The sequence below is a fragment of the Veronia pacifica genome (assembly GCF_001707825.1).
Lineage (GTDB): Bacteria > Pseudomonadota > Gammaproteobacteria > Enterobacterales > Vibrionaceae > Veronia > Veronia pacifica.
In genome coordinates this window covers 19,275-42,482 of record NZ_LYBM01000033.1, presented here as the reverse complement: position 1 = coordinate 42,482, position 23,208 = coordinate 19,275, and the positions used below count along the sequence as shown (strand labels likewise).

At 48.1% G+C, this 23,208-nt stretch carries 17 protein-coding genes and 2 pseudogenes; 3 read left to right on the top strand and 16 right to left on the bottom strand.

Features of this window, described 5'->3' with window-relative positions; translation table 11 throughout:
- Positions 1 to 189: 189 nt before the first annotated feature.
- Complete coding sequence (locus tag A8L45_RS16375) at positions 190 to 891, top strand: LytTR family DNA-binding domain-containing protein (RefSeq protein ID WP_068904223.1); 702 nt, start codon at positions 190 to 192, stop codon at positions 889 to 891.
- A 30-nt stretch (positions 892 to 921) separates the two neighbouring features.
- Here the strand turns inward: A8L45_RS16375 and sufU are convergent, their stop codons facing one another.
- From sufU to sohB, 13 genes and pseudogenes are all read right to left on the bottom strand, one after another.
- Positions 922 to 1,347 (bottom strand): Fe-S cluster assembly sulfur transfer protein SufU, encoded by a 426-nt coding sequence (gene sufU, locus A8L45_RS16370; RefSeq protein WP_068904220.1) that lies wholly within the window; start codon positions 1,345 to 1,347, stop codon positions 922 to 924.
- A 3-nt stretch (positions 1,348 to 1,350) separates the two neighbouring features.
- Entirely contained in the window at positions 1,351 to 2,616 is a 1,266-nt protein-coding gene (locus A8L45_RS16365) for an aminotransferase class V-fold PLP-dependent enzyme (RefSeq protein ID WP_083228375.1), read from the bottom strand.
- Entirely contained in the window at positions 2,616 to 3,473 is an 858-nt protein-coding gene (locus A8L45_RS16360; RefSeq protein WP_068904218.1) for an XdhC family protein, read from the bottom strand. The genes A8L45_RS16365 and A8L45_RS16360 overlap by 1 nt, the downstream gene beginning before the upstream one ends.
- A 1-nt stretch (position 3,474) precedes the next feature.
- Positions 3,475 to 4,131 (bottom strand): nucleotidyltransferase family protein, encoded by a 657-nt coding sequence (locus tag A8L45_RS16355; RefSeq protein WP_068904215.1) that lies wholly within the window; start codon positions 4,129 to 4,131, stop codon positions 3,475 to 3,477.
- Positions 4,121 to 5,038 carry an XdhC family protein gene (locus A8L45_RS16350; RefSeq protein ID WP_068904214.1) on the bottom strand — a complete coding sequence of 306 codons (918 nt, stop codon included), beginning with the start codon at positions 5,036 to 5,038 and terminating at the stop codon, positions 4,121 to 4,123. The genes A8L45_RS16355 and A8L45_RS16350 overlap by 11 nt, the downstream gene beginning before the upstream one ends.
- A 55-nt stretch (positions 5,039 to 5,093) precedes the next feature.
- A complete protein-coding gene (locus tag A8L45_RS16345) occupies positions 5,094 to 6,269 on the bottom strand; it encodes a VWA domain-containing protein (protein ID WP_068904212.1) in 1,176 nt (391 codons plus the stop codon).
- Positions 6,266 to 7,186, bottom strand: a complete 921-nt coding sequence (locus A8L45_RS16340; RefSeq protein ID WP_217492175.1) for an AAA family ATPase — start codon at positions 7,184 to 7,186, stop codon at positions 6,266 to 6,268. The genes A8L45_RS16345 and A8L45_RS16340 overlap by 4 nt, the downstream gene beginning before the upstream one ends.
- A 72-nt stretch (positions 7,187 to 7,258) precedes the next feature.
- On the bottom strand, positions 7,259 to 10,390 hold the full coding sequence (locus A8L45_RS16335) for an aerobic carbon-monoxide dehydrogenase large subunit (RefSeq protein ID WP_083228373.1): 3,132 nt from the start codon (positions 10,388 to 10,390) through the stop codon (positions 7,259 to 7,261).
- A gap of 49 nt (positions 10,391 to 10,439) precedes the next feature.
- Entirely contained in the window at positions 10,440 to 10,928 is a 489-nt protein-coding gene (locus A8L45_RS16330) for a (2Fe-2S)-binding protein (protein WP_068904210.1), read from the bottom strand.
- 9 nt (positions 10,929 to 10,937) lie between these two features.
- Positions 10,938 to 11,792: an FAD binding domain-containing protein gene (locus tag A8L45_RS16325; RefSeq protein ID WP_068904208.1), complete on the bottom strand. Its 855-nt coding sequence runs from the start codon at positions 11,790 to 11,792 to the stop codon at positions 10,938 to 10,940.
- 399 nt (positions 11,793 to 12,191) lie between these two features.
- Positions 12,192 to 14,813 (bottom strand): type I DNA topoisomerase, encoded by a 2,622-nt coding sequence (topA, locus tag A8L45_RS16320; RefSeq protein ID WP_068904206.1) that lies wholly within the window; start codon positions 14,811 to 14,813, stop codon positions 12,192 to 12,194.
- 491 nt (positions 14,814 to 15,304) lie between these two features.
- Positions 15,305 to 15,709, bottom strand: coding sequence for a DUF805 domain-containing protein (locus A8L45_RS16315; protein WP_068904204.1), 405 nt, complete (start codon positions 15,707 to 15,709; stop codon positions 15,305 to 15,307).
- Positions 15,710 to 15,717: 8 nt separating this feature from the next.
- A pseudogene (sohB, locus tag A8L45_RS16310) lies at positions 15,718 to 16,778 on the bottom strand (protease SohB).
- A 181-nt stretch (positions 16,779 to 16,959) separates the two neighbouring features.
- On the opposite strand from sohB, the pseudogene A8L45_RS16305 reads away from it, so the two are divergent.
- Positions 16,960 to 17,738 (top strand): annotated as a pseudogene (locus A8L45_RS16305) (YciK family oxidoreductase).
- 76 nt (positions 17,739 to 17,814) lie between these two features.
- On the opposite strand, the gene rluB reads toward A8L45_RS16305, so the two are convergent.
- The 3 genes from rluB to rnm form a co-directional block, all read right to left on the bottom strand.
- The gene (gene rluB, locus A8L45_RS16300) at positions 17,815 to 18,822 is read right to left on the bottom strand and encodes a 23S rRNA pseudouridine(2605) synthase RluB (RefSeq protein WP_068904199.1); all 1,008 of its coding nucleotides are present in this window, start codon (positions 18,820 to 18,822) and stop codon (positions 17,815 to 17,817) included.
- 145 nt (positions 18,823 to 18,967) lie between these two features.
- Complete coding sequence (locus A8L45_RS16295; protein ID WP_068904197.1) at positions 18,968 to 19,588, bottom strand: L-threonylcarbamoyladenylate synthase; 621 nt, start codon at positions 19,586 to 19,588, stop codon at positions 18,968 to 18,970.
- Positions 19,585 to 20,466 (bottom strand): RNase RNM, encoded by an 882-nt coding sequence (gene rnm, locus A8L45_RS16290; RefSeq protein ID WP_068904195.1) that lies wholly within the window; start codon positions 20,464 to 20,466, stop codon positions 19,585 to 19,587. Before rnm ends, A8L45_RS16295 begins: the two co-directional genes overlap by 4 nt.
- A gap of 1,298 nt (positions 20,467 to 21,764) precedes the next feature.
- Here rnm and A8L45_RS16285 point away from each other — a divergent pair.
- A complete protein-coding gene (locus tag A8L45_RS16285; protein WP_083228372.1) occupies positions 21,765 to 22,817 on the top strand; it encodes a helix-turn-helix domain-containing protein in 1,053 nt (350 codons plus the stop codon).
- Positions 22,818 to 23,208: the final 391 nt, after the last annotated feature.

Sequence of the window (23,208 nt, the reverse complement as noted above, 5' to 3'; positions counted from 1 at the left end):
AATCATTGCTATCTTAAGCTTCTTATATCATCAATTTTGTTAAGCTTGTCTCCATGCTTTATAAAAGAAACAGCACAGTATTTGGTAAGGGATATAATTAATCTAAACAGCCATAAATAGTAATTCATTAAATATTAAGGCTGAATAAAAAACACATATGATCAATGTCAAAATAGCAAAGTGAGCGTAATGGAACAGTTTCAATATATTCTTCAACGCTTTGATCCCGGTGTGATCTGGCTTGATGCGAAAAATAACATTGTTGCCATGAATAATGTTGCCCTTGAGGTACTTGAGTGTCCTGATGGCAAACCATTAGGGCAGGAAATCGTAAAATTCCATCCACCCAACATCCGCGATAAAGTAGCCCGATTGATGGACTTTTCTAAGTGTCCAATCTCATCTCCTCCCCCTATCTCCATGGTGATCACCGCGATTAATAAACTGTTACTTCTAAAGATAAGTAAGACAGTTGGCAGATCTGGTATCTATGGTACTAATGTCATTTTTTATGACCTTACAGGAATAGCGACTGAACTCGAAAAAGATAAAATAAAAATCAGGAAGTACCCGGTATATAAAAATAAGAAAATGTACTTAATAGATATAGATGAAATACTCTACTTTAAAGCTGAAGGCCACTACACTATGATACATACCGCCGAAGACAGCTTCTTATGTAATTTGGCTATTGGTGAGATTGAACAAAAGTCACCAGAGGGATATTTCGTTAAAACTCACCGGAGTTTTTTAGTCAACTTGGAAAAAGTAAAACACATTGAAAAACTGAATCGTTCTTTACTGTTGCACTTTAATACCGCGAAAGACTTTACTGCGCCTGTCAGTAAGCTTCATACCGTTGAAGTGAAAAGATTACTCAATGTTTCTTAGCGGCTCATACGTTTTGCCGTTCTTGTATTTTTAATCAGCCAGCTCCTGAGTCTGCTTTACAAACTCAGACAAGGCTTCCCATGCTAATAAGGCACATTTCTGACGTGACTTTATTGTCGTTGCGGTAATAACGGTCAACATCTCTTCATCAGTGGCAACACTGCCTTGTTCAAACGCGCGATGCAGCATCTGAAATAAACCATTAAAGTTTTCAACAGACTGATTTTCACAGAGTGTTGTCATGATCGACGCTGATGCCACACATATCGAGCATGCTCTGCTCTGAAACTGAATATTGTGGATTCGGCCGCCATCAATCGCTGCATGCAATGAAATTCTGTCTCCACACAAAGGATTGACTCCAGAAACAGACTCTTCAGAGTTAACTTCACCCTGCCCTTTGGGAGCGCGATAATGCTCCATTAGCGCCTGTCGGTGTTGATCTGATTTATCCATGTTTCATCCAAATTGGTTGATCGCTTTTTTGACTGCCGTTGTCAGCGAAGACATGGCTTTATCGCTGTTATATGCAGCAAAACTGATTCGGGTAAGTGCTGACATTTGGTAACGGTTCATCAATAAGTGCGCGCAATGAGATCCTGTCCTGAGTGAAATACCTGCGGATTCCCATATTACGTCGGCAAGATCATGAGGATGAACGCCCTTAACAGAGAAAGACAAAAGACAGGAACCTTGAGCCGCTCCGCCCCTCGGTAACACTGATACTTCAGGAAGAGCCTGAAGTTGAGTTCGTGCTTGTGATTCCAAAGAAAAAAGATGAGATTTGATGTTGTCGATTCCGAGATATTGCACGCTATCAATTGCAGCGACTAACCCAGCCATTCCCGCCGCGTGTGGACTACCGCTTTCGAATCGTTCAACGCTGTTCAGCCATTTGATGTTTCCATCTGTACTAATATCACTGACAATCCCTCCGCCAAGTAGTAATGGAGACATTTGCTGTTGTCTGGCCGAATGGCAATACAGGATGCCGATGCCCTCAGGGCCATACATTTTATGCGCCGAGAAAACCAGAAAATCGCATCCTATGTCTCGTATATCCAGCGACTGATGACCAACCGACTGTGCCGCATCCACCAGCACGGCTATTCCTTTCCCTGATGCGCGTTGGCAAATCTCTTTAACCGGAAACTCGCCACCAATAACATTCGAGCAATGGGATACTGCGATCAGTACCGTGTCCTCACCCCAGATATCCGGCTCGTCAAGATCAAGACTGCCATCATCGTTCACGGCAATTCGTCTCAGTGTGGCCCCTGTCTGATCGCATACTCTCTGCCATGGCAGGTAATTGGCATTGTGCTCAAGGTCGGTGATCCAAATCTGTTTACCCGACTTGAGCCTTGGCAGTGCCCAGCCATATGCGACCTGATTAATTCCTTCTGTCGCGGATTTAGTCACAATGACTTCGTTTGCAGCGGCACCGATAAAGTCAGCCACCTTTTGTCTTCCCGCTTCATATGCTTCGGTCGCATCGTAACCTCGGGGATAGGCCGAGCGATGGATTGGCGCACAGTGAAACCGGTAATAATCTGATATCGCCCTGAGCACCGGCTCAGCTTTGAGCGTGGTTGCGGCGTTGTCTAAGTACAAAGTGTCCTGCTCACTCATAAACGGAAACAGATCTGAGAATTGAGGGTGGCTCGTTTCATCTTGAAGCCGGAGAGACACGGGCTGATGTCTGTCAGGAGATACCATTGCCATCACTCATCTCCCGCAGGATTGTTGTCTGCGCGACGGGCTGCATTGTCCAGCGCCTCAGAAGTCTCTTCGAATGACAATTTCTTGTGGTGAATCATGCCTCCTGAGCCACCTCGGCGTGTCATGACCACTTCAGCCATTACGCTGAGCGCGATCTCTTCGGGCGAATGGGCAGCAATATCAAGACCTGCCGGCGTACTAATGAGGGTGTCACACCCCGACAACGCTTCTTGATCAAGAAACTCCAGCACCAGTTTGGCTCTTTTCTGACTGGCAATCAGCGCAATGTAACCCGCACCTGACTCAATAGCCTGCTTCATTGATAAGTGGTCGCCTTTATGCTGCGTTGCGATGATCACGTAATCATCACCAGTGGGCGTCAGCTGAGCGTAATCGATATCATCATTAATCAGTGTGGACGCCTCTGGGTAGTCTTTGTGCTCGGCAATCGGATCATCAATCATCACCTCAAATCCCATCATATGTCCGAGTGAACATAGGGTCTGAACAACACGGCCATGACCAATAAGCCAGAGCCGTGGCTGGGGAATAAAGGGGTCGACAAACACTTTCATTGCACCTCCACAAGGCATACCCACACCCAGCATCTCGTCATCAAGGTCAATATCGAAGACCCTTGTTTTTTGTTCAGTGATCGCTTCAACTGCCTGATAACAGGTTTCAGACTCTGCACATCCGCCGCCAATCCAGCCACTGACAATATGACCGTTTTCATCTATCAAGGCTTTTGAGCCAGACTTTGCCGAAACTGAGCCCCAGTGATCAACCACGGTTGCCACAGCAAAACGTTTTCCCTCCTGCTGGTACTGTGCAATCAAAGTTTGAATGTTTTGCTGCATATTATTGTCTCCCTGCTGACAGGCGATCCCAGTCCTGCGGCCTGTCGATATCGAGGTAAAAACCCTCGCTGTCTACATCAAATCTGTGCACCCATTCGGGGTGTTTATCAATTAACTTGCGACACCCCAGGCTGACCTTTCCTCCCGCGACATCTCGCAGACATGCCATGGTCATCATCACGGGATTGCCGCGCCCATGCTCGTTGTAGGGCACAGTGATCAATTCAGGCTCATTCATCCCTTCTTGCGCCGCTCTATGGCGGCATTCCATAAAATGCGCTGAAGCCAGCGTCAACACATCCTCAACACTCAAACTCGGCTGATCCGCCAACGCGACGATCACATGACGGCACTCTGACGACACAGCGTTGAGGCCAACCAATACCGATGACTGCTGTCCATCCTCAAAATCCGGATTGTGAACAGCCCTGACTGACATGCCCGCCAAGGCCTCTGTAACATGTTCAACCTCAAACCCTGTCACGCAGACCAGATCACCTGCTCCGGTTTCAGAGAACATCTTCGCCATTCGAGCTACCATCGGCTGTCCGTCAATATCAAGCAGTAACTTATTCACCTCACCCATACGCCTTGATAACCCGGCGGCGAGTAAAACCACACCAACAGTTTTCATTGCTGAGTGCCATTCAGTTGCCATGACAACATGCCTTTTTACTGGTTTTCTTTTCCTTTGATACACCAGCAGTTGTCGGTTTCTCCGGTACTTCATCGCCATCGGATTGAGCCGTATCGCCAGAGTGGTCAACGTCAGTGCGATGAAGCTTAACCAACTGCGCGACCACAGAAATCGCGATTTCCTGCTGGGTGACTGCAGCCAATTCCAAGCCCGCGGGTGATATAATTCGGGACAGCGATGCCTCTGATATTCCCTCGTCAGCAAGCGAACCCATCATAGAGGCGGCCTTTTTCCGACTGGCGACCAGAAGAATGTGGCTGCTATCGGTATTCAGGGCGGCCTTGAGTGCCCGCATATCACCCTGTCCCTGTGTTGCAACAACAGAGAAAATATGGACACCGCCAGTGCTTGGCATGGCCTCATCAGAGAGGTCAGCGAAGTCGTGTTTCATCACTGAATCAGGGATAGAGGGCCAGACCTCTGTCTTGGCAAACATCCTGACCTGATACGACAGTGAGAGAGCAAAATGCGCGATATGAGCGGCAGTGGGGGTTGAACCAAACACCAGTAATGTGGGAGCACAATTGTAAGGTTGAATGAAAATATCCAATATCCCCTCACTGGCGCAGTGAGAGGGTAGAAAAGTCAGGTCGCCCGCGTTGGCTCTTTCACCCTCTGGACCGACACGAATTAACAGGGGCTTTCCCTCATCGAGCGCCCAACGGGCCGCCTTTTTCACTGCTGGTTGCGCACAGCCACCACCAATCCATCCTTTTATCTCGCCATTGACCACCAATGCAGAGTCGCCTTTGTTACCGGATGATGAGCCCTGAACTCTCACCACCGTTGCCGTAACAAAACCGGCACCCTGCTCAACCAGACGCTGTACTTCATTGAGAAACGTTGCTTCTGTGTACATACCTGTCATTCTGTTGTTACCTTCTTTGATTCTGTGATGAACATGTGTACGTCGGTGAACTAGGTTAAGCGTTTAATGCTGAAGTCAGCTCGGCGAAGCTATCAATGCTGTTTGCTGGCATCATATGGTCGATGCAATCCATCACACCTGCAAACGACTGGGTGTCGATGTCGTAGCCCTTGACCAGCATCAGCGGATTAAGCCATATCAACTTCCGGCAACAGCGCCTTAACCCGCGAATCGCTGTTTCAAACCGTTCTCTGGGATCAGTATCCAGACCATCGCTGAGTACAAGGACATAATGATTGCGACGCGCAGGCTTATTGGCGGTCGATAGCCACTGGTCAAAGCAGGAAGCAATTTTGGTCCCTCCTCCCCAGCACATCTGCTGCAGCAGGATTTTTTCTCTTACTTTCTGATATTGCTGGCGATTAAGGGTGTCGGTAACTTCCGACAACTGAGTATTAAACACATACACACGGCTGTCCCTGACCTGACGCACCATGGCCATGGCAAAAAGCAGAAACAGTGAAGTGTGTTTCTCCATAGATCGGCTGACGTCAATAAAAATGCTCACCTTGGGCGCTTCCGTCCGCGTTGCCCGCCACTGCAGCTCTAGCAGTAAGCCGCCATGTTGGAGATTTGATCGAACGGTTTGTCTGATATCGAGCGACTGATTCAGTCTTGATGAGGCAGAAGAAGACTGACGACATCTGAGCCACTGACGGACCATTGCTTCGCAGGCCGCTGAGAGCCGATTCAGCATAGCGGGATCGAGATTAGAAAAATCAATCCGCTCTACGCTATCGGCGCTTGACGCTCGATATCTCCTCAGTGTTTCTTCATCAATGTCGTCTGATACCGCACCAGCACGAGGCGCAGTTGACTCTCCGGTCTGTTGCTCAAAAGGTTCACCGGATTGCTCAGATTGATTCTGATGGCGATTTTCTGCCCGGTGCAGGCCGCGTGTTTTTACCTTACCGCCCAATACAGGCTTTACCGACCAGTACTGGTTGAATAACGGCTCGAACTGCAGCCAGCGAACCCGGCTGTCACACATAAGCGGCTTCAGGGTCAACGCCATTCCCTGCCTGTCAAAAAAGTCATGCTCGGCGAGCAGTGACAGCGCCAGTTGCTCGGTCTCGGTATCAACCAGAAAGCCGCGTTGCTTCATGTCTCGCATAAAGGCAATCATCTTGCGTTCGGTCTCTATCACAGGAAAGGGCATGTGAATATTCATCGCGCTATCACCACCAGCTTGTCCAACGCTGTCCGGTCAATCTGATAACGATCGTCTTTGTGTTTGAGAAGACAAACCAGACTCTGGTAGAGCCCATCCAAATCGTCATCTAAGGTTTTGTATTCCAGTCCAATGAGTGCCTCGGCGAAATCAAGTGTCTCCGCAATACCGGGAACCTTTTTCAGCTCCTTGCGGCGCAGCGCCTGCACAAAGCGACAAATCTGTTCACCAAGTCGGAAATCAATATCCGGTAATCTAGCTCGGACAATGGCTAACTCCTCCTCCGCACTGGGGTAGTTGATGTAATGGTAAAGACACCGACGACGAAGAGCCTCGCTGAGGGTTCGGCTGGCGTTGGATGTCAGGATAACGATCGGCTTATGTTTGGCGGTGACTGTGCCTATCTCGGGGATAGTGATTTGAAATTCACCCAGTAATTCCAGCAAAAATGCCTCAAACTCTTCATCGGCCCGATCGATTTCATCAATCAGCAACACAGCAGGCTGATCAGCGCGAATAGCTTTTAATAACGGACGCTCTAACAGATATTTCTCGCTGTAAATCTCTGTTTCGATGGCGTTGATATCGGCCGACTGATCTTCAAGCAACTTGATGCTCAGTAACTGACGCTGATAATTCCATTCATAGAGTGTCTGACTGGCATTTAGTCCCTCGTAACATTGCAGACGAATAAGAGGGAGTCCTGTCGAATCTGAGATGGCTTTTGCCGCTGAGGTTTTACCTACCCCCGCTTCGCCTTCAAGCAATAACGGACGCTGTAAACGCATCATTAATGAAAGACTGAAAGCAAGGCTCTTGTCGCAGACATAATGTCTTTGACTCAGTTGCTCCCGAATGTCTGATGGGCTTAGCCTCACCCCGACGTCTGTCCTTTTGTCTTGAAGATAGTCAGACAAACATGTCCTCCTTGTTGTGACAGTGCCCCTTCAGTGTCTCCGATAGCCCGGAGACACTGATGAGCTTTCCACCTATTTGCCGCCAAACAGGCGCTTAATTGACGTCCAGATAAAGCCAAACAAAAAGCCAAATCCGCTTGCTGAATCAGCACTGTCGGCGAGGCGTTGGCGAGCTTGTTCAGAGTCCTCCCCACCTGCTGCGGCAATCACATTGTCATTGAATGTCTGGCCAAACTGGTCGAGTATCTGATCAGCAACCTGACCAATCATCCGGCCGCCATAGGTTGCCAATTTACCCCGCACCTTGATCTTGGCATTGCCGTTGAGCACAAACCCATCCGGTGTCTGGTCCATTTTTGCTACCAGCTTCATTTCGGCCGAAGAACTGCCCTTTGAGTCTTTACCTTCGCCAAGCAACACCATGGTCTTTGACATCTCGGACTGCTCCAGAATGGTGATCTTGCCGTTGAACAACATAGATACCGGGCCAAGTGACACACTTACCTGTCCCTTGTAATTCGTATCATCGAGTTGTTCGACAATAGATGCGCCGGGGATGCAAGACGTCACCGTCGGGATATCAGTTAACACCTTCCAGCCAATATCTGGATCAGCATTGACGGGGAAAGCTTTGACAATGGTCAGGCCATCCTTGTCGTCAGTATCCTTGTGGGTGGGGGTATCGATAGGAGTTACGGTGGCAGTCTTGGCGGTTTCTGCCGTCACGGAAGAGGCATTGGCCTCAGCGACTAACGCAGACACACTTTCACTGACAGCCTGCTCAGTCAGGCCGAGTTTCTTCATTTCCTGCCAGGTGCGATACGCCGTGTGTGGCATGTCCATGTGCGTGACACCATGATGGGCAAACGCATTAACCACCGCAGAGGTGAAACAGGGAATACTGCCGACATGAGGTGACTCAGCCACGCCTTTTGCTCCCAACGGATGATGCGGAGACGGCGTTACTGTGTAGTCTGTTTCCCACTTCGGCGTTTCCACTGCGGTAGGAATAAAGTAATCCATCAAGGTATTACCCAGAATATTGCCATCTTTGTCGAACGGTAGTTCCTGCCCGAACGCGACAGCGAATCCTTCTGTGAGACCGCCATGCACCTGACCCTCAATGATCATTGGATTAATGCGGGTTCCGCAATCGTCCAGTGCGTAGAAACGACGGACCTTGGCTTCTCCTGTGCCTTTATCAATATCAACAACACAAAGGTAAGCGCCAAAGGGATAGGTAAAGTTGGGTGGATCGTAGTAATGGACAGCCTCAAGTCCGGGTTCAAGTCCAGAAGGCATCTGTCCGTATGACGCACCGGCAATTTCCTTCATGGTTTTTTCCATGCCCGGTACACCTTTTACGGTAAATCTGTCTTCTTCCCACTCCAGACTGTCTTCCGACACTTCCATCATGGCCGCAGCCAGCTTTTTCGCCTTTTCTCTGATCTCACGTGCCGCTTTTGCCACAGCAGCGGCCGCGACCGGTGTTGAGCGGGAGCCGTAAGTTCCCAGACCATAAGGCGCGGTGTCCGTATCACCTTCTTCAATCGTGATGTTGTCAGACTCAATTCCCAGTTCGGAGGCGATGATCTGCGCATAGGTGGTTGCGTGTCCCTGCCCCTGCGATATGGTTCCCATTCTGGCAATGATACTGCCATCTGGGTGCATTCTTATCTCAGCACTGTCGAACATTCCAATCCCCAGAATGTCGCAGTTTCGGGTCGGGCCGGCACCAACAATCTCGGTGAACGTGGCAATACCGATACCCATTAGCTCGCCCTGTTGACGTTTTTCCTCCTGCTCTTTCAACAGTTCGGGGTAATCAACAGCATCCAGCACTTTCTGCAAAGCATTTTGATAGTTACCACTGTCAATTTGCCAACCCAATGCGGTGTCATAAGGAAATTGCTCGGGCTTAACAAAGTTACGCATCCGGATCTCGGCCAGTGAGTACCCTGTTTTCTGTGCCAGCACATCCATCATACGTTCAATGAGATATACCGCCTCTGTCACCCTAAAGGAGCAACGATACGCCACACCGCCCGGCGCTTTATTGGTGTAAACACCCACCACATTGAGGTATGCCACGGGAATATCGTACGAACCCGTACAAATATTCATAAAGCCGGCTGGCCACTTGGTAGGCTGTGCCTGAGAGTTAAAGGCACCATGATCACCCAAGACATTGACCCTGAGAGCCTGTATGCGGCCGTGTTCATCGGCTGCGATTTCTCCTGTCATGTAGTAATCGCGCGCCCATGCCGTTGTCGAAAGATGTTCGGTACGGTTTTCGACAAACTTCACTGGCCTGCCCAGTACGATGGAGGCCACAATAGCCACCACATAGCCGGGGTAGATACCTACTTTGTTGCCAAATCCACCGCCGATATCCGGTGATATCACTCTCACTTTACTCTCAGGAATACCTGACAGCATGGAGACAACGGTTCTGACCACATGCGGTGCCTGAGACGTGATATGAATGGTTAAGGTTCCCTTCACAGGGTCAAACGAGCCGACACAGCCACAGGTTTCCAGCGGGGATGGGTGAACTCTGGGGTAATACATGTGCTGAGAGACAGTAACAGGCGCTTTCTCGAATATCTCATCCGTGCCATCCTTATCGCCGACGTCCCACTCGAAGATTTTATTTGGATGGGACTGTTCGCAGTTACCCTCTTCATCCAGCAAATCATCGCGGATATGAGGTGCTCCGTCCTCCATCGCTGTTTTAGGGTCGACAAGCGGCTCCAGTATTTCGTACTCGACCTCAACCAGCTCGATGGCATCGGCAGCAATGTATCTGTCATCAGCCACTACCGCAGCCACTTCCTGATACTGAAAGTGAACTTTCTCGTCTGCCAGCACCGCCTGCTTGTCCGCTGCCAGCGTTGGCATCCAGTGTAAGTTGAGAGGTTTGAGATCATCTGCAGTCAACACGGCGTGCACACCGGGTAAAGCCAACGCCTTTTCTTTGTTGATAGAAATGATTCTGGCATGGGCATAAGGGCTTCTGACCATGTCTACAAATACCATGCCTGTCAGTTGCACGTCATCGACGTACTGGCCTTTTCCCTGAACAAATTTCGGATCTTCTTTGCGCTTGCGGGAGCAACCAATGCCCTGCACTCGCTGTGTCACTTCAGATAATTCTTCCGCAGCAAGCTTTGCTGCGTAATCTGGGTTCACTTTCTCATCCATAAAAACCTTCCCGTTTGACGCTCTGGGTCAAGTTATGTAACAAGCAACGTTATTTGACAGTAGACACGGCTTTGAGATTCTCACTGGCCGTCATCACCGCTTTCACAATGTTCTGATAACCGGTGCAACGGCAAAGGTTACCGGATAATCCCCATCGGACTTCTTCTTCCGTCGGGCAGGGATTTTCTTGCAAAAATCGATAAGTGCGCATCAACATGCCCGGTGTGCAGAAGCCGCATTGCAAGCCGTGCTCCTCGATAAAAGCGGCCTGAACAGCATGAAGTCCCTCAGCATCAGCTAATCCTTCCACTGTGGTGATGTCTTTGCCCTGAGCCTGAACGGCAAGCAGTGTGCAGGATTTCACTGACTCGCCGTCAAGATCGACAGTGCACACACCGCAATGGGAGGTTTCACAGCCAATGTGGGTTCCTGTCAGTGAAAGTGACTCACGCAGGGCGTGGACCAGAAGAGTCCGCGAGTCGACGCTTACCTCAACCGGCTCGCCATTTAGTCGAAACGATACAGTTTGCTTTGACATAAAAAGCTCCTAATTCATTGCCTGTTGTAGTGCACGGCGAAGCATTTCCCCGGCCATGGCTGTTTTGTATTCTTCATTGCCTCGCTGATCGGCAGCAGGGTCTGTCTCCGCCATTGCCAATTGAACCGCTGCCTCAATTCTGTCGTCAGTCGGTGGATGTCCTTCTAAAATCCACTCGGCTTTGACAGGACGAAAAGATTTGGGTCCAAGATTGGTCAACGCAATCCGTACTTGGTCGCATTTGCCATCAACCATTCTCATCGTCACAGCGCTGGCCGCAGTCGCATAGTCACCCGTTTTCCGCTTGAGTTTCTGAAAGCCCCACCCTTTCGACCCGTGAGCACGCGGGATGATAATGCGGGTCAGTAATTCATTCGGCTGAATTGCCGTGGTATAGGTGCCGAGGAAGAAGTCAGCCGCAGCAACCAGACGCGGGCCTTCAACACCTGTAATTTCAAGCGTGGCGTCCAGTGCAAGCATGATGGACGGCTGGTCGTTAGCCGGGTCGCCATGAGCGATGTCACCACCAATCGTGCCCCGGTTTCGCACCTGTGGGTCAGCAATCAGCTTCGTCGCCTCGAACAAAAGCGGACAGGCCGTCTCTAGACGATCATCTCTCAGAATGTCGTTCTCGGGCGTCATGGCACCAATGATGATGTTTTCCTCATCAATATCGATACCTTTGATTTCATTCAGGCCATTGATGTCAATGAGGTTCACTGGCTCGGCAAAACGCATTTTCATCATGGGAAGTAGGCTGTGCCCTCCTGCAAGGAGTTTGGCATCGCCACCGAACTCGGCCAGCAGTGCGATTGCATCCGCAACGGTATCCGGTGAGTAGTAATTAAAATCCTTCGCTATCATTGTGTGTCTCCGTCATTACGAGGTAAGCCCGCGGACGTGGTCGGTGAGGTAAGACTGGAATGACTGCATCAGGTCTTAACGGTAGACATGAAGGGACCACACCCTCTCAGGCATTTACACTTAATTGATGTATGGATATTGAGGATTAGCAATTACATTTGTCATCAGTGGGACATATTTGTGCACGAACGGACAACAAGTAGGAATAATAGGTAGGCATTTTGTATAAAGAGATAAGAACACTTCTGAGCAGTCATTCTTAACCTTATGTTAATTCACATAAATAATGAAAATCACTGTAATAGAGAAATCTAGACAGCTCAGTTTAAGCAAAAAAAAGACAGCTAAGCTGCCTTTATCTCAAATCACTTTTAATGCTTGGCTAAATAGCCAGTAAGGCTACTTTTTTTTACGCTTATCAGTGATTTCCCACTTGCCGTCGATAAACAAGCCAGTCCAACCTGATGGCTTGCCATCTTGTTCGGTACGTATGTAATTTTCCTTTGTCTTACGACTAAAGCGAACCACAGCTTTGCGACCGTCAGGGTCTTCCTGAGGAGCATCGGCAAGGTATTTAAACTTGTCTGCAAGACGGTCCTTAAATCGTGACAGTTCCTCGACCAATGGCGCACGGGTTTCACGGGATTTAGGAAAGTTACTGGCTGCCATAAACAGACCCGAAGCACCGTCTCTAAGCACAAAGTACGCATCCGAGTTTTCACACGGTAATTCAGGGAAGTGCACAGGGTCTTCCTTCGGTGGTGCAACTTCGCCATTCTTTAGGATCTTACGGGTGTTCTTACACTCGTCATTGGTACAGTCCATGTATTTTCCGAAGCGGCCATTTTTCAGCACCATATCAGAACTACATTTATCGCACTCGACAACCGGGCCATCGTAACCCTTCAGCTGGAACTGACCTTTCTCCACCTCATAGCCGTCACAGCTTGGGTTATTACCACAAACATGCAGTTTACGGTCCTGATCAATCAGGTAGGCATCCATCGCTGTTTCACACTTGGGGCAACGGCGCTTGGCACGAAGTGCCTCGGTTTCAACGTCCTCTTCAAGGACATTGATGATCCCTTCTTCATCCATCAGATTGATGGTGGTTTTGCAGCGCTCTTTTGGCGGCAATGCATAGCCGGAACAACCGAGGAACACACCAGTAGACGCTGTGCGGATACCCATCTCGCGGCCACAGGTAGGGCACTCGATATCGGTCAGCACAATGTTGTTGGGCTTCATACCGCCCGCGTCTTCTTCCTGCTCAGCAGTACCAAGTACATCGGTAAAGTCATCGAAGAAGGCATTCAGCACTTCTTTCCAGTTCTTGTGACCGATAGCAATTTGGTCGAGACGCTCTTCCATCCGAGCAGTAAAGTCGTAGTCCATCAGGTCAGCAAAGCTGTGATCAAGACGGTCTGTAACAATTTCACCCATTTTTTCAGCGTAGAAACGACGCTGCTCAACCCTGACATACCCTCGATCCTGAATAGTCGAGATAATAGATGCATAGGTCGATGGACGGCCAATTCCACGTTTTTCCAGTTCTTTTACCAGTGCCGCCTCGGTGAAACGAGCAGGCGGTTTGGTAAAGTGCTGCTTGGGATCAACTTTCTCAAGTGTCAGCATCTCACCAACATCAACGTGTGGTAGCGTGGTGTCTTCGTTTTTACCCATTGGTCGCTGTACGCGTGTCCAACCGTCAAACCTCAGTGTGCGGCCTTTGGCTTTCAGGGTAAACTCACCCGCTTCTACCGAAATGGTGCTGGAGTCATACTTCGCGGGAACCATCTGACAAGCAACAAACTGACGCCAGATCAGGTCGTAAAGGCGATGTGCGTCCGGATCCATACCGGTCAGCTGATCAGCACTAACATCAACACTGGAAGGACGAATCGCTTCGTGCGCTTCCTGAGCATTGCTCTTCGCACCATAAACAACCGGGTTTCCCGGTAGGTAGTTATCACCATACTCACTGCTGATAAATCCACGAGCCGCTTCTACAGCTTCTTTACTCAGGTTCGTGGAGTCTGTACGCATGTAAGTGATATACCCGGCCTCGTACAGACGCTGAGCCAGCATCATGGTCTTTTTCACACCAAAGCCCATTCGGGTGCTCGCTGCCTGTTGCAACGTTGACGTGATATAAGGTGCTGATGGCTTGCTGCTTGTCGGTCGGTCTTCGCGATCAACAACTTTATAACTCGCAGCCTGAAGCGCACGAGTGGCCTCCATCGCTGACGATTCATTAAGCGGTTTGAAAGATCCTTTACCCTGTTGAGCAACAACAAGGCGGAGTGCGTTCTGACTTGCCGTCTGAGTATCAGCGTGAATGTCCCAATATTCCTGCGGGACAAACGCTTTGATTTCATGCTCTCGCTCGACCAGAAGCTTCACCGCTACCGATTGAACACGACCTGCAGACAAACCACGCGCTACTTTTTTCCAAAGCAGCGGTGACACCATGAAGCCTACAACGCGGTCGAGAAAACGACGTGCCTGCTGGGCATTCACGCCATCAATATTTAATTCGCCCGGGGTCTCAAACGCCTGCGTAATGGCATTTTTGGTGATCTCATTGAAAACAACACGTTTGAAGCGGTCTTCTTCACCGCCGATAATTTCCCGCAAGTGCCAGGCTATCGCCTCACCCTCACGGTCTAAATCGGTTGCGAGATAAACATGGTCAGCTTTTTCAGCAAGAGATTTAAGCTCGGCAACGACTTTCTCCTTGCCGGGCAAAATTTGATAGTTGGCTTTCCAGTCATCATATGGGTCAACACCCATTTTGTTGATCAGCGCTTTCTTATCTTTTTCCTTTTTGATTCGCGCTTTTTCTTCAGGGCTTAGCCCTTTGGTAGACACCGGCGCAGCTTTTTTGCCGCCCTGAGAGGCGCCTGTCGGAAGATCACGGACGTGGCCGACACTCGACTTAACGATAAAATCTTTACCGAGATATTTGTTTATCGTTTTCGCCTTCGCTGGTGACTCCACGATAACGAGAGATTTACCCATAATGAACCAATTACGCCCTCGTGTTTAAAAAATCTATTGATCAGGTTGGATGCTAGCCCAATGAGACACCCTAACGCTTTTTAATATTGAGCGTGTAGATCTGAATATCAACCTGTTTCTTTTGAAAAGCCACTGATTGGTCGCGGCTTCTTCGTTTATTGAAAAAAAAATGAACAGATATTGAATAACTGTCCAAGGTCATTGGCAAGCAACGTACTCATGGGCGCTAATCATTACCATTGCTGCTCGTATGAAGGCTATCGACATGCACAAATTTCTGGCCTGCGTCACACTAAAATATCAATCAACCTGACAATTAAAGCCAACAAATAGTGCCAACATGCATAGGCCAGCTCATTAATTGTACCGAGATATCAGTGACGTTATCACTAATCCAGACATTGCAGAACGGCTAAAGTATATACGCCATTTTCACAAGCCGAGTAAAAAGCCACGATGAATATCGTGGCTTCCTTGCCTTATTAACCCTATTAGCCCTCAAAAATGGCTTCGTCTTTGCGATCGCCGCCTTCTCTTGGAGGTTGACCTCCTCGGCCTTTAGGATCAGGGCCATAACGGTTGGGACCCGGTGTTCCATCCAAAATACCAAGCTCAACCAATTGGAATAAAATGCCAACGACAGGCATGAATGTCAGCAAAATCCACCACGGGCTTTTATTTCTATCCCGTAATCGTTTCACGTTCATTGCTGCTGATGCCCACACACCGACTAAAAACACCAATCTCGCAAGCACACTGATCATATCCCCGTTACCATTTTGTAGCACAGTCGGTAACACAGGAATAAGGATCATTGCCAGCACCAGATTCCACAACCAGTAATCCCGGCGCCGCATTCTTCCATTAAATGAAAAGAAAGCCCAGGTTGGATTCATTATTACTCCTAAACGATCGGTCGCTGACGCGCGCGACCCACTTCAATAACAAGCGGTCAACTGCCTCAGAGGATGAATCAAATACTTTGTTCACCAGTTTTTTACGGGCAGTATACTGAACTTTGAGAATATCTCTCTCTTCTTTGCAGGCAGCCATCAAAAAATCATCGCTGGTGCCCACTTCATCAATCAGCCCCAGAGGCAGTGCCTGATTACCAAACCAGTGCTCACCTGTGGCGACTTTTTGTAGCTCAAGATCAGGTCTATGGTCCGCAATGAAGTCTTTGAACAATACGTGTGTCTGCTCCAGTTCTTCCTGAAATTTCTCGCGCGCCTTGTCGGTATTTTCACCAAACATGGTCAACGTTCGCTTGAATTCACCTGCGGTAAGTTGCTCATAATCAATATCATTTTTTTTCAATAATTTATTGAAGTTCGGCAATTGAGCGATCACACCGATTGAGCCGACAACAGCAAAAGGCGCAGCAATGATTTTATCAGCGACACAAGCCATCATATATCCACCGCTGGCCGCTACTTTATCGACAGATATTGTCAGTGTTACGCCTGCTTTTTTAATTCGGTCCAACTGAGATGAAGCAAGGCCATAAGCGTGAACCATGCCTCCCCCGCTTTCCAGTCTGACAAGCACTTCATCATCAGCTTTGGCGACAGATAATATCGCAGTGACTTCCTCGCGCATTGCGGCAACTTCACGGGCATCAATGCTGCCCTTAAAATCGATAACAAATAACTGAGGTTTCCGGATTGATTCGAGATCACCGCTTTCAGCCAGCTCTTTCGCTTTGTTCTTTTCTTCTTTTGCTCGGGCTTTGTCTGCTTTTTTCTCTTCTTTGGCACGAAGTTTCATTGCAGCATCATCGAACAAGTGAGACTCCATGGTCGACACATTGTCTTTAAACGCTTCCGTCAGATTTGTTACTTTTAGTTCTCCCGGCTGCTCTTCCCCTTTGCCGCCGCTACGGATAATGGCCAAAATAGCAAAAACAACCACCACAATTGTGGCCGCCTTCAGCAAAAAAAGTCCGTATTCAAAAAGAAACTCCACTATGCATTTCCTCTTTATCTTTGTCGTTTTGGAATTCTACTACTAATTCATAAAAATTATTACGGCCCAGAGTACATGTAATTGCAACGAATTTTTACTGCTTTAAGCGAATAGATTGGTTGTTTCCCGAGATAATGACCCTTTAGAATGGCCTTTCATTACAATATTTAGGAATGCTATTGTGGATTATCATGTCTCATCTGACGCACTGAAAGGTAAAGTGATTCTGGTAACAGGCGCGGGCGATGGTATTGGTCGTCAGGCTGCTCTGAGCTATGCCGCACACGGTGCGACTGTTATTTTGCTTGGCCGCACTGTGTCCAAGCTGGAAGCCGTATTTGACGAAATAGAAGCCGCTGGCGGGCCAACACCCGCGATTATACCGCTGGACCTGATGGGCGCAACCAAACAAAACTACCTCGATATGGTAGATACCATAGAAGGTCAGTTTGGTCACTTGGATGGAGTGCTTCACAATGCCAGCCTACTGGGTGTGCTGTGCCCGTTCGAGCAGATTGATGAGAAAACCTTTGATGACGTGATGCAAGTGAATGTCAAAGGTGCTTTCCTCATGACTCAGGCGATGGTCCCGCTACTCAGAAAATCAGATGACGCCAGATTGGTTTTCACCTCCTCTACTGTCGGACACATGGGCCGCGCCTTCTGGGGCACCTATGCTATTTCCAAGTTTGCGACAGAAGGTATGATGCAGGTTCTGGCAGACGAATTGTCTGACACCAGGGTGCGCGTCAATGCGATCAATCCGGGCGCACGCGCACAAAAATGCGTGCATCGGCCTTTCCGGCTGAGGATGGCAATTTACTGAAGACACCTGCTGATATTATGCCGCTTTATGTTTACCTGATGGCACCAGAGGGGAAAGACGTTCATGGCCAGTGTATTTATGCTCAACCCAAGCTAGCGCCCGGAGAGCAGACTGCATCGAAGGACGAAGGCTGAATCACTTTTTAGTCCTTAAATGCAAAAAGGCCAGCATTTGCTGGCCTTCAATTTTAAAACGTTTTGCCTGACAGACTTAGCGCTTAGGTCCACCCTGTCGTTGACGGGTAGATGGCTGACCCGGACGCTGCTGACGGTTACCAGAGCGGCCGCCATTGCCTTTGCCTTGACCGGACGGTTTATTACGGCCGGGTTTAGCAGTGGGGTTACCACGCTTTGACTGGCGCACTTTGCGGGTATCAGAGGAGTCTACACGCTCTTCGTGGCGACGAACCGCACGACGGATCTTCTGGGAGCGCGCTTTGCGCTTTTCGGCTTCTGGCGTAACAAAGGTCTCTTTCTCAGGGCGCATTTCTACCATTTCTCGCAGGTAGTTTACTTCCTTCAGATCAAGTTCCATCCAGCCGCCACGAGGCAGCTCTTTGCTCAGGTATAAGTCACCATAACGAACACGCTTGAGTCGGCTTACCGTTACTCCCTGAGTTTCCCAGAGACGACGCACTTCGCGGTTACGGCCCTCAGTGATCACAACGTAGAACGTGTGATTCATACCTTCGCCACCAGCGTACTGAACATCTTCGAATCGCGCCTGTCCGTCTTCAAGCTCTACGCCGTTGACGAGGTTGCGAATCATCTGTTCATTTACCTCGCCGAATACACGTACCATGTATTCACGCTGTACCTGACGGCTCGGGTGCATCAGTCGGTTGGCCAGTTCACCGTCAGTAGTGAAAAGCATTAAACCCGATGTGTTGGCATCAAGACGACCAACAGCGACCCAGCGGGCACTGTTCAAACGTGGCAGTCGGTCGAAAACAGTACGACGGCCTTCAGGGTCACTTCGGGTACAAAGCTCACCCTCAGGTTTGTTGTATGCCAGAACACGACAGACAACTTCAGAAGACGCTGAAATTTTCACGCTATGGCCGTCAAGGCGGACATGTGCATTGAGATCATCAAGACGATCTCCCAGCTTGGCGACAATGCCATTGACGCTGATGCGGCCTGACTGAATAAGACTTTCAATTTCCCTGCGGGAACCCAGGCCAGCGCGAGCCAGCACCTTCTGTAATTTTTCGCTCATTAACTTTTACCTTACTGTCGCCTTCACAGGCGTCGATGTCGGAAATTAGGGGTGTTTTAGAGGCCGTATGTAAAACGACGGCGCATTATGCCAAAGTGTACAAGAATACACCATGTGTTTTGTGATCTAGGCGATGAAAAAACTATTATTCAAACGGCGTTGGATCACCGGCTCCATGTCGCATTATTTCTGGGCTATCTTCACTGAAATCAATCACGGTTGTCGGGTGCTCACCAAGGTAGCCGCCATGTAAAATGACATCAACCGCATGCTCAAGGTTATCGCGAATAGCCTCGGGATCGGATTCGGTGTAATCGTTACCTGGCAGAATCAATGACGTCGACATCATGGGCTCGCCCAGAGCCTCAAGAAGATCCAATGCGATTTGGTTATCAGGAACACGAATACCAATTGTTTTTCGCTTCGGATTCATCAAACGGCGCGGCACTTCCTTTGTTGCTTTAAAGATGAATGTATACGCACCCGGAGTGTTATTTCGAATAAGACGAAACGCTGTATTATCAACACGAGCGTAAAGCGACAACTCAGAAAGATCCCGACACAACAGGGTAAAGTTATGACTATCATCAAGGCGACGAATACGACAAATGCGCTCCAACGCCTGCTTGTTTTCCAATTGACATCCCAGTGCATAACCAGAGTCTGTTGGATAGACTATCACCCCACCATTTCTCACAATGGCGACGGCCTGATTGATCAGGCGTGCCTGAGGGTTTTCAGGGTGAACATAAAAAAATTGGCTCATTGTTTCTCCTCGAGCATGTGGCTGCTTTCAGCCAATCCGTTCACCGGCAGGTTCCAGTTTTCCCAAACAGGTTGACACCCTTTGGGCAAATAAAGATTTCTCCCCAACTCCGACCACGGAGAGGGGTAGTGAAAATCTGAACCTTGAGAAGCCAGTAATCCATAATGAATAGCATAGTCGGCGAGTAGCCGCCTCTCATTGGGCGACTGTTGTGGCTGAGCAACTTCCATCGCATCACCACCAGCCTCAGTAAACGCCTGAAGCAGGCGCTTTAACCATTTGGCGGTGAGTTTATAGCGACCGGGATGAGCAAGTACAGCCTGCCCACCCGCTTTGTGAATTGTGTCAATAGCCTCTTCAATCGTGCACCAGTTGGGCGGCACGTATCCGGGATTTCCGCGGGTCATGTATTTTTTAAAAACAGTCTGCATGTTTTTGACATGGCCCTGCTCAACCATCCAGCGAGCGAAATGTGCCCGGGTAAGTGGAACGTCACCAGCGAGGGCTCTGGCCCCTTCAAGTGCGCCCGGCATACGGTTTTTTTCCAGTCGCTCAGCAATTTGCTTCGATCTTTCATCACGCCTTGCCGCTTGCGCCGATACCAGTTCAGTCAATTCAGGTGCATCAGGATTTACATTTAAACCAACCACATGGATATCAAAATTACTCCATGCAGTTGATATTTCAATGCCATTAATCAAGGTTATCGGATGCTTAGACGCTTCAATAGCTGACCTCGCATCGTCGAGACCTGCAAGCGTGTCGTGGTCAGTAATAGCAAGAATGTCCACATTGAATTTGGCGGCACGTTCAACCAGCTCCTCTGGACTGAGGTGGCCATCAGACGCTGTGGTGTGACAGTGTAAATCGAATAGCATGTTTTATCTCTGCGCGAACTAACCGGCGCCATGATGCGTGAGCCAGACGCTGATTGCAAATAGATAAATCAATCAAATAGTACTGCCACTTTGCTTTGTCAGAGCACCGTCAATAACAACTTTTTTATCCGCAGTGATTTTCATTAGCTAGTCTGCCGAATTTAAAGTAGGCGGAGATAACAACAATATTTTTGGATTCTGGCGGACGAATAGATGCACTTATCGCATGTGTTTTTTTGAGAAGGCAGTGACGCGTTACTTTAGATAAGTTTGAGCCTGAAAAGAAAAAGACCCGCACCTGCAATGTTCAGGGGGGTCGTTTGGTTTGACCTAATATAACTGGGTCTACAGCGATGTACTTGTATACGTAATTTTACCCTGTGTCACAACAAGATTTAAAAATCCTAACACTCTAGTGTATATGATTAACCTCTAAATCATGTTGGGTACATTATGCACTTTGTTTCTACTTCTCACTATGGGTTGAACTGCCAAAAAATCGTCAAATAAAGACAGCTTTGATTGACGATTTGGCAAAAGATGTCGCTATTTGGAAATGTCGGCAGCTTTGAAGAGTTTATTCATACCCGTTTCACTGTCTGATGTCGTTGGGATTTATTCTAGTGTGATCAATGAGCGAGCTGAGTAAAGATGCGCTTGCACCTCAGGAAGAAAAAAGGCCCATACCTGCAATGTTCAGGAGGGCCGTTTGGTTTGACCTAATGCGACTTGGGTCAACAGCGATGTACTTGTATACGTAATTTTTACAATGAGTAGCAACAAGATTTAAAAAATCCTAACACTCTAATGTATATAAATATCTTCTAAATCAAGTTGTACTGATATTGCACTATCGTCTGCATACTGACTATGGGTTGAACTGCCAAGAAATCGTCAAATCACGACAACTTGAGCAGATAATATGGCTGTAGATGTCACCATTGTACTAGGGCGTTAGTGCAATATTAAGGTGGAGTTTGGTCTAGCCCGGTGAAGTCAGGTCTATGGCGGTGTTCTCAAATACTCAGGCTATGGAAGATAAAACAATATGATTCGATACTCATACACCTTACGGTGCATCATTATATTTAAATTGTCAGAAAAGCTTTCATCAGATGCAGAGCAATGACGATGAACTGAACTGCAAACATCTTGTCAATTAGCGACAACTTAGAGCAGCGACATTGGCACAACTCTGAATTCAATGCCAAATTTATACATAGTATCGTCATTTTGTGACACGCAGCGCTCAAATAAAAATGTAATCTGTTCAGAACAGTAAAATAGAAAATACAGTAATGACAAATCAAACATCGCGACTAGATACAGAGAGATTGAGACCTGCTCTTCATGCGGCTTATGCACGCATCATGTGTGCGTTTTTCGTCAAGGAGGGTATGACGGTTGAAAGCTTTTTAGAGAATACGAATATCGAGTGGGAAGAGTTACTCAACGACAAAGAATTCATTACTTTCGAGCAATTTTCCCGTTTGAAAGCTCGGACAGTAGAGGTATCTGGTCGGCCCTGGGTTGCATTCGATATTGCTAAAACTATTCTGACATCTCATCACAGCAGCTTTGGATTTGGTATCGCTGTCTGCCAGACGCTAGGGAAAGCTGTTAGCTTTATCACCAACTTCATGTGTATTAGGCAGAAAATTTTCTCTTCATACTCTGTGGAGGAACCCGGCGGTCTTAAGATTGTTTTTACACCAACTATCGAGCTCGGGGAGGATGAGGAATACGCAAGCATCGCAGTGTTGACCTTATTCTACCAATCAGTCGCAAGTATTATTGGTGATAAGGTAGAAAACTGGGTATTTACCCTCTCCTATCCGCAACCGGAGTGGCATCAAGAATATGAAAAGGCAATGCCAGATAATCATTTTCTTTTCGGCCAGTCAGATGTATCTATTTTCATACCTAATGACTATCTCAATATCTCATCGTTAACCTACGAGCCGGACGCCTATCATATTGCTACATCACAATGTGAAAGAATAAAGAAACAACAGGAGACCAAACAGGACATCGTTTTACGGGTCAGATGCGTACTTCTTAGCTCTGACAATTTGTTCATTTCTCTCGACGATGTTGCATCGACGCTGAATATGTCAACGCGCACGCTGATACGGAAACTCAAGGCAGAGGGCAGTACCTACCAATTGATCCTCGATAACATCCGCAAGGAGTTCGCTATCTGGTATCTCACCAAGTCAAATATGCCTATTGAAAAAATATCAGACACACTTGGATATCAAGAGGCATCTAACTTTTCCCGTACTTTCAAACGCTGGATGAACAAAACACCGAGTGAGTTCCGACTTGATGCCGCAAAAAAGAAAGAGTAGTTGGGTGATCCAGTAATATTTTTCAGGCTCGGATAATCAACAATACCGATTGTGCTTAATGCTGCCCTGGTATCGAAATAGCGCCCAGAATTAACTCGTTGCAAAGCGAAATATCTATCGCAACTTTAACCAGAACACTTGACTTGTCGCCTTTGAACTAGTTTACTAGTACAAAAGTGCTTAGCAAGTACTGAAATATCTCGATAAGGAACCCGGCAATGCTGCTGACTCAAAACACAACAGATAACAAAAAAGTTAACGGATGGTGGCATTACCCGCTTCGGTAAGCCGCTATTCGCATACAGCATTTACCGGAGCCCGCGAAACAAAGCGGGCTTTTTGTTGGGTCGAGAATAACATGGACGAAAGATGCAAGGCGCATCAGCATTTT